The sequence below is a fragment of the Thermoflexus sp. genome (genome assembly GCF_042408365.1).
GTDB lineage: Bacteria > Chloroflexota > Anaerolineae > Thermoflexales > Thermoflexaceae > Thermoflexus.
Genome location: NZ_JBHOQJ010000168.1, coordinates 1 through 8,237, shown reverse-complemented (window position 1 = coordinate 8,237; position 8,237 = coordinate 1). Strand labels below are relative to the sequence as shown.

The 8,237-nt window shown below is 62.9% G+C and carries 6 protein-coding genes; 5 read left to right on the top strand and 1 reads right to left on the bottom strand.

Annotation, left to right across the window (positions count from 1 at the left end):
* Positions 1-63 precede the first annotated feature (63 nt).
* A complete protein-coding gene (locus ACFMO5_RS07895) occupies positions 64-315 on the top strand; it encodes an AbrB/MazE/SpoVT family DNA-binding domain-containing protein (protein WP_376792205.1) in 252 nt (83 codons plus the stop codon).
* Entirely contained in the window at positions 299-712 is a 414-nt protein-coding gene (locus ACFMO5_RS07890; RefSeq protein ID WP_376792204.1) for a type II toxin-antitoxin system VapC family toxin, read from the top strand. Before ACFMO5_RS07895 ends, ACFMO5_RS07890 begins: the two co-directional genes overlap by 17 nt.
* Here the strand turns inward: ACFMO5_RS07890 and ACFMO5_RS07885 are convergent.
* Positions 707-3,094: a TIM-barrel domain-containing protein gene (locus ACFMO5_RS07885; RefSeq protein ID WP_376792203.1), complete on the bottom strand. Its 2,388-nt coding sequence runs from the start codon at positions 3,092-3,094 to the stop codon at positions 707-709. The two genes, ACFMO5_RS07890 and ACFMO5_RS07885, sit on opposite strands and share 6 nt — an antisense overlap.
* 208 nt (positions 3,095-3,302) lie before the next feature.
* Here ACFMO5_RS07885 and ACFMO5_RS07880 point away from each other — a divergent pair, with 208 nt between their 5' ends.
* The 3 genes from ACFMO5_RS07880 (at position 3,303) to ACFMO5_RS07870 (ending at position 8,187) form a co-directional block, all read left to right on the top strand.
* Positions 3,303-4,532 (top strand): MFS transporter, encoded by a 1,230-nt coding sequence (locus ACFMO5_RS07880; protein WP_376792202.1) that lies wholly within the window; start codon positions 3,303-3,305, stop codon positions 4,530-4,532.
* A 256-nt stretch (positions 4,533-4,788) separates the two neighbouring features.
* A complete protein-coding gene (locus tag ACFMO5_RS07875; RefSeq protein ID WP_376792201.1) occupies positions 4,789-6,123 on the top strand; it encodes a short-chain fatty acid transporter in 1,335 nt (444 codons plus the stop codon).
* Between the two features lie 81 nt (positions 6,124-6,204).
* Positions 6,205-8,187: an acetoacetate--CoA ligase gene (locus ACFMO5_RS07870; protein WP_376792200.1), complete on the top strand. Its 1,983-nt coding sequence runs from the start codon at positions 6,205-6,207 to the stop codon at positions 8,185-8,187.
* The last annotated feature ends 50 nt before the right edge of the window (positions 8,188-8,237 follow it).

Sequence of the window (8,237 nt, the reverse complement as noted above, 5' to 3'; positions counted from 1 at the left end):
CGCCTTCGGCGGCCCCACCCACCCTAAAATTATTCAACTTTCCCTTAAGAGGGAGGGGAACAAGTGGCGATTGTGACGCTTTCCTCCAAAGGGCAGATTGTGCTCCCCCGGGAGGTGCGGGAGGCCTTAGGAATGCGGGAGGGAGACCGCTTTGTAGTGACATTAGAAGGGGATCGGGTGATATTGACTCGATTACCCTCCTCTATCGGCAGTGACTGGCGGTACTGGCGGGGACGCCTTGCTGGTTCCGGAGCGCTTCAAGCGCATATTGCAGAACATGCCGATGAGGTACGGCGAGATGAGTGTCTGCCTTGATGCCTTTGCCCTTCTGTCCTGGCTGCAGGATGAGCCTGGAGCAGATCAGGTGGAAAAGTTCCTGGAGCGAGCGACCGCCGAGGAGGAATTCCACTGTTGGGTTTCATGGATCAACCTGGGCGAGGTTTACTATCGGCTCTTTCGGGCCCGGGGGATAGACGAGGCCGACGCGTTCTGGTGGGATGTCCGCCGTTCGATACCTGTAACGCCGGTCGGAGTTACGGCGAAGCGGGTTTTGGAAGCCGCTCGTTTGAAGGCTCGTTATGCGATCGCGCTGGCTGATGCCTTTGCCGTCCAGCTGGCCCGCGAGATGGATCTTCCCCTGGTGACCGGAGATCCCGAAATCCGAGCGCTGGAGAAACAGGGGATCCTGCAGGTCATTTGGTTACCCTCATGATCCATTAATTTGAACTTCTCGAAACGGACGCACTGTGAAACAATCCCCCTGAACAGGGATCTCTCGGCCATCGACCACCGCGCGGCGAACCGAAAATCCATGGAAACGCAACGTCAAGGTCTCCCACGGCCACGGGAGCTCCCCTTCATCGACCCAGCGAAGCCCCACGCGGTTCCCCTCCCGCTCCATGCGAAAGCGCGCCATCCGATAAGGGCCGAACCCATCCCCATCATCATGATAGAGAGACCCCTCCCCTCCCCCGGTGGAGGGCACATAGATGTGCAAGGTCAAGCCGCCCTCGGCCATCGGCAAGATGCTTCCCGCTCGAACAAATATGGGGATGCGCTCCAGCGGGGCGCTCGCCTCCACCGTCCCTGGGCCTGCGAACCGCTGATCGCTCCAGAAGTCATACCACTCCCCCGAAGGAAGGAACACCTTGCGCGAACGGGCGCCCTCCTCGACCACCGGCGCCACCAGGAGGGCGGGCCCCAACAGGAAGGCGTCTTCGATTTCCCACAAAGAAGGATCCTTCTCATCCAGCCAGAACAGGGGACGTACCAGCGGCGCTCCGGTCTGCGCCGTCTCCCAAGCGAGCGTGTAAAGATACGGCAACAGGCGAACCCGCAGGCGGAGGAATTCCCGAATGATGGAAAGGGCCGGTTCCCCAAAGGCCCATGGCTCCCGTCGCGGGGTCCCCTTCGCCGCATGGCTCCGAAAGAAGGGCATGAACGCCGCCGCCTGGAACCAGCGGATGAACAGCTCCGCCGACGGCGCCCCACTGAACCCTCCGATGTCCGGGCCGGTATATGGGATCCCGGAAAGCCCCAATCCCAGGACGACCGACAGCGTTCGTCGGAGCATCGCCCATGTGCTCTCCGTGTCCCCCGTCCAGTTCCATGCGTAGCGCTGGACGCCCGCCCACCCCGATCGGGTGAGCAGGAAAGGCCGTCGATCCGGACGCAGCTCCCGTAAGGCCTCCCATGCAGCTTGATTCATCAACAGGCCGTAGAGATTGTGCGCCTCCCGATGGTCCCCTCCCCGCCCCTCCAACGCGTGACGGACCGTCCGAGGGAATGTGGGCTCCCCCCACGCGGTGAACGTGGTGGGTTCGTTCATATCGTGCCAGAACCCGGCTACGTCCATCTCCACAAACGATCGATAATGGGAGCCCCACCACCTCCGCACTTGGGGATCCGTGAAGTCCGGGAAGGCGCACCACCCCGGCCATACCAGCCCGCGATAGATCCGCCCGTCCGGTAAGCGGCAGAACGCCCCCTGCCTCCACCCCTCTCGGTAGACAGGATGGTCCGGATCGATCTTCACCCCGGGATCCAGGATCACCACCGTTCGGATCCCCTGCCCTTCCAACTCGCGGATCAGCTCCGGGAGATCAGGAAATCGCCGGCGATCCACGGTGAACACCCGATAGCCATCCATGTAATCGATGTCCAGGTGGATGGCCTGCAGCGGGAGCTCATGCTCCTGGAACCCCCGGGCCACCGCGCGGACCTCCTCAGCGCTCATATAGCTCCAGCGGGACTGGTGGAAGCCGAGGGCCCAGCGAGGGGGCAAAGGCGGACGGCCAGTGAGTTCCGTGTAGCGATTCATGGCGCGCGCCGGAGGGCCGTAGAACACATAATAACGCAAGGCGCCACCGGCGAAGGTCACCCATGCCGCGTCCGGCTCCGTGGCCCCCAGGTCGAAGATCGCGTCGAAGGGATTCTCATAGAAGACCAGGTAGGCCCCATCCGAGTGCAGGCTGAGCCAGAGGGGGATGCCCAGGTAAAGCGGATCCGCATCCGGACCGTAGCTCCCGCCCGGATCTCGATTCCACATCCGGTAGACCCGGCCGCGGCGGTTCAGCGGTGCCGCTCGCTCCCCCAAGCCGTATAATCGTTCCTCAGGCCGGAGCCGGATCCGGTGGCGCCAGGCCCCGCCTCCCCGCTCCGGAGGATCCTCCTCCCGCCACACGCATCCGGCCGGCGTCTGAAAGCGCAGGCGGCCGTGGGCGCTCACGGCGATCCGAACGGCGGAGCTCTCCAGCACCCAACCATCCGGCTGGGGGGCCCATGCGATCGGGGTCTCCTCCAGCGTTTCGCGGACGACCGCATAAGGCAGGGGAAGAAGGCCGGGGGTCCAGGTGAGACGCAGGACATCCGAGGCCAGGAAACGGACCTCCAGTTCGGCGTCGGGGCCGTTGAAGCGGGCACCGTCGGGCAGCAGGTCCATCCGTTCGAGGGGGCGGATCGGTTGCCAGGGGACCGGATGGGGGATCCGGATCGAACGCTCAGCCCGATCGCGTTCCCATGCACTCCACACCGCCCGTAGGGCGGTCCGAAGGCCAACAAAGCGCAGGGCGAGAAGCAGCTTACGGGGATCCATGGGAATGATCTCCATCTCGGGCTGGGATCCTAACTGATAAGGATTTTACCGGCTCGTGGAATTTCGCGGGCCGAGCTTTGCCGACATCCTTTTGGGCATCGCAGACAAGTTGAAGCGAGGGCCGTCCATGAGGTCTCCGTTTCGTTCCGTTTTTCGAAGCGTGAAAGCGATGGCGTTCCCCCTGCCGGCCTTCCCACGGGGGGAATCGATGGAAGAGGAGGGCGCACCGCCGGGGAACTCCTCCCGCACGCTGCGCCGGTTCTGGTGGGATGGCGTGCTGGCGCGCCTCTCGGACGCCTTCGTGGTCGATTACCTCCCCCTTTTCGCGCTGGCCATGGGGGCCGGGCCTCGGGAGATCGGATGGCTGAACGGCCTCGCCCAGTTGATCTACGCCGCCCTGCTGATCCCCGGAGCCCGGCTGGCGGAACGCTGGGGCCGTCGCAAGGCGCTGGTGGTGATCGCGGTTGGCCTCGCCCGGGCGAACTTAGTTTTCTGGACGCTGCTGCCTTTTTTCCTAAGCGGATCCGCGGCCATCTGGTCAGTGGTGCTCACGGGGGCGTTGCGGGCCGGTTTGTGGGGTTTAGGGGCGCCGGCCTGGACCAGCCTGGTCGGCGAGTGGGTGCCGCTGGAGATCCGGGGCCGGTATTTCGGCTGGCGCAACATCGGCAGCGGTGTCGCCGGTTTGATCGGGGTGGCTGTCGCCGGCTGGCTGATCACCGCCTTAGGGGGCCTCCGAGGATATCAAGCGGCCTTCGCCCTCGCCTTCGCCCTGGGGGCCATCGGGCTGGCCGTGTTCGCGAGCCTCCCGGAAGCCAGCCCCGGGGTGGTGCGTGCCAAGCGGCTCCCGCCGTGGCGGGAGATCCGGAGGCATCCCGTTTTCCTGAGCTACCTGGCCACTGCCGGGATCTGGAACTTCTCCCTCTTCCTCGCCGGCCCGTTTTTCAATGTTCACTTGGTGCGGAACCTGGGCGCGGACGCCCGGGCTGTGGGCTTGCTGACCGCGGTTTCCGCCTTCACCGCGCTGTTCGGGCAGGCCTTTTTCGGCCGCTGGAGCGATCGCTGGGGGGCGCCGCGGGCGCTTCTGCGGGCGGGCTTTTTCATCCCGCTCCTTCCATGGGCCTGGCTGTTGGCCCGCTCCCCATGGCATATCGTGCCGATCAACGCCCTGGCTGGCTTCTTATGGGCCGGCTTCGACCTGTGCAATTTCAACACCCTGCTGTTCCTCTCCCCGGAGGAAACCCGTCCCCGTTATGCGGCCCTCTATAACCTCATCGTAGGGATCGCCTCGGCGGCCGGGGCGGCGGTCGGCGGATGGATGGCCTCGCATTGGGGGTTCTACCCCCTCTTTGCCCTATCCGGGCTGGGCCGGTTGCTGGCGATGGGCCTCTATGCGCAAATCGTTCTGCGGACCCTGGCATCGTCCTCGCGGGCATCCTGAGGGCGGAAAAACCCTGCCTATCCCCTCCAGCCTTGCATATAATAGAATCAGACTTCTTCGGTATCGGGGCCCATGAAATGGACGCATTGGTTCGAGTGGGCGGATCGATGGCCATGGGATCCCCTTCGGAGCTCGGATCCGGCCTTGGGCCCGGTCTCGCTCCCATGCCCCTTGCGCTCCCCCAGAGCAGTCCGAAGCGAACGGTTCGTGGCCCGGCGGAAGCAATCACCACCTGGACATCTTAAGGAGGTGAGCCATGTTACAGCGATTAGCGACTGCGCTAACACACTGGACGAGGCGCTGGGTTCCCGATGCCTGGATCATCGCGGTCCTCCTGACGGTGATCACTTTTCTCTTGGCCCTGGCGTTCGGCAAGCACGGGCCCTATCAATTGATCCAAGATTGGGGCAACGGCTTTTGGGTGCTGCATACCTTTGCGATGCAGATGGCCCTGATCATCATGACGGGTTATATCCTCTCCGCCTCGCGCCCCGTGCGGGCCGCCCTCAATTGGCTGGCGGGAATCCCCAGGAATCCGGTCCAGAGCGTCGGCTTGATGGCCCTTGTCTCGATGCTCCTGGCGTGGATCAACTGGGGCCTTTCTATCGTCGGCAGCGCAGTCTTCGTGCGTTACATGGTGCGCAAGCAACGCGGGGTGGACTACGGTCTCCTCGTCTGCGCGGCTTACCTCGGCCTGGGCGGGATGTGGCACTCGGGCCTCTCCGCCTCCGCGCCGCTTTTGGTAGCGACCCCTAAGCACTTTATGGAAAAGGAGATGGGGATCATCAGCGTGACCCAGACCATCTTCACCCCCTTCAATCTCATCCTGGCGTTTATCGTCCTGGTGGTCTGGACATTTTTGGCCATGCGCATGCATCCTAAGCCTGAGGACACGATTGAGGCGGATCCCTCCCTGCTGAAAGAGGAGGCGGAGGAACCCAAGCCGGAGATCAAGACATTTGCGGATTGGATCGCGCACACCCCGTGGGTCAATCTCTTCGTGGGCCTGATGGGGCTCGTCTGGCTCTTTTGGAATTACTCGACGAAGGGGTTTGGCGGGATCACCCTGGACTCCGTCAACTTTATGTTTCTCATCCTGGGCATCCTCTTCCACTGGACGCCTGCTTCCTTCCTCAAGGCCGCCGCGGAGGCAGGAACCCACGTCTGGGGCGTTCTGATCCAGTTCCCCTTCTACGCAGGGATGTTTGGGATCATCCGAGACTCGGGGTTGGCGCAAGTGATGGCCAATTGGTTCACAGCGATTGCCACCCCTCAAACCTTTCCGCTGTTCATCTACTGGTACTCTGGCATTCTGAACTACTTTGTGCCATCGGGTGGTTCCAAGTGGGCGATCGAAGCGCCCTACATCGTCCAGGCTGCACTGAACCTGAAGGTGCCACTCAACCAGTTGGTGGTCACTTATGCGTGGGGTGACATGATGACGGACGTTATCCAACCGTTCTGGGCGATTCCACTGCTCGGTATCGCCAAGACCGAGTTTCGGAACATCATGGGATACGCGATCGTGTTCTTCATTGTCTATTTCGTCGTGACTTCGATCGCTTTCCTTATCATGCCCTACGTCTTCTAACCAACCCGGGGGATCCGTAAGCACCGCCGCTTCCCGTTTGTCGCTTTCTACCCAGCGCATCCGGCTCAGGAGGGATTTTCCATGAAGAAGGGAAAGGAACCGCTTTGGGTGCCATCGGAGGAGCGGAAGCGCCAGGCGAACATAACCCGCTTCATTGAATATGTGAATGCGCGGCACAACCGGAACTTCCAGACGTATTGGGACCTCTACCAGTGGTCGATCGAAAACATCCCCGACTTCTGGGCCACGGTGTGGGACTTCGTGGGGATCCGTGCCTCCCGGCCTTATACGCAGGTGGTGGACGATCTGACCCGTTTCCCGGGCGCGCGATGGTTCATCGGGGCTTACTTGAATTTCGCGGAGAACCTCCTGCGCTATCGCGACGACCGCCTGGCCTTGGTGTTCCGGAACGAACAAGGCACGCGGCGGACGATGACCTATGCGGAGCTCCATAACACCGTGGCGCGCCTGGCCGCCTCCCTGCGCCGCTTGGGGGTGCAACCAGGGGATCGGGTGGTGGCCTATATGCCGAACCTCATGGAGACGGCCATCGCGATGCTGGCCGCCACCAGCCTGGGCGCCGTGTGGGCCTCCGTGGGCCTGGACCTCTCAGCCCCCGCCGCCCTGGACCGCTTGGGCCAGCTGGAGCCCAAGGTCCTTTTCGCCGCTGACGGCTATTTCTACAAAGGCCAACGCTTTCTCACCTTAGAGAACGTCGCGGAGGTGGCGAGGAACATCCCCTCTCTGGAGAAAGTGGTGGTGGTTCCCTACGTCACGGAGGCCCCGGAGATCGACGCGATCCCCCACGCTGTCCGCTGGGAGGAGTTCCTGGCGCCGGACCGCTGCCCGCCCATCGCCTTCGAGCAGCTTCCCTTCGAACACCCCGTTTACATCATGTTCTCCTCCGGGACCACTGGCAAGCCCAAGTGTATGGTGCAGAGCGCGGGCGGGGTGCTGATCAGCCACCTCCGGGAGCTCATCCTGCACACGGACCTGAAGCGGGAGGACGTCATCACCTACATCACCTCCCCCAGCTGGATGATGTGGAACTGGCTGCTCAGCTCCCTCGCCGTGGGCGCCACCATCGTCCTCTACGAGGGAAACCCCAACTATCCGGACCCCTATCAAATGTGGCGGATCATCGATGAAGAGCGGATCACCATCTTCGGTTGCAGCGCCAGCTATATCAACTTCCTGCGCAACCAGGGCGTCTCGCCTCGGAAGGTCTGCGACCTCTCCTCCCTGCGGGAGATCTCCCAGACCGGCTCGCCGCTTTCCGCCGAGGGGTTCGAATATGTGTATCGGGAGATCAAGAGCGACCTGCACTTCAACTCCATCTCGGGGGGCACGGATATCAACGGCTGTTTCGCCGCCGGCAGCCCGACGCTCCCCGTCTACGCCGGGGAATTGCAGGCCCCGGCCCTGGGGATGAAGATCAAGGCCTACGATGAGAAGGGGGATCCGGTTTATGACCAGCCCGGCGAGCTGGTGTGCGAAGCGCCCTCCCCTTCGATGCCCCTTTACTTCTGGAACGATCCCGACGGTCGGAAGTATCGGGAAGCTTATTTCGAGTTCTATCCGAACCGGAATGTGTGGCGGCACGGCGATTACATCATCATGCACAGCGACACGGGGGGCATCACCTTCCTGGGCCGCTCGGACGCCGTGCTGAAGCCCTCCGGGGTGCGGATCGGCACGGCGGAGATCTACCGGCCGCTGGAGTCGCTCGAGGAGATCGCCGACGCCTTGGCGGTGGGACAGAGCTGGAAGGGGGATCAGCGGATCGTCCTCTTCGTGAAGCTGGCCCCTGGGTATACCCTGACGGAGGAGTTAAAAGAGAAGATCCGCCGGACGCTGCGGGAGAAGGCCTCGCCTCGCCATGTGCCGGCGATCATCATGGAGGCGCCGGATATCCCCTACACCCTCAACCTGAAGAAGGTGGAGACGGCGGTCTCGAACATCATCAACGGGCGGCCGGTCGTGAACCGGGATGCTTTGATCAACCCCGAATCATTGGATTTCTATTACCGGATCGCCCCTCTGCTCCAGCAGATGGAGGAGTGAAGAAAAATCTTTCGGGGGTTGGGGACCGCCGAAGGTGGCCCCCAACCCCC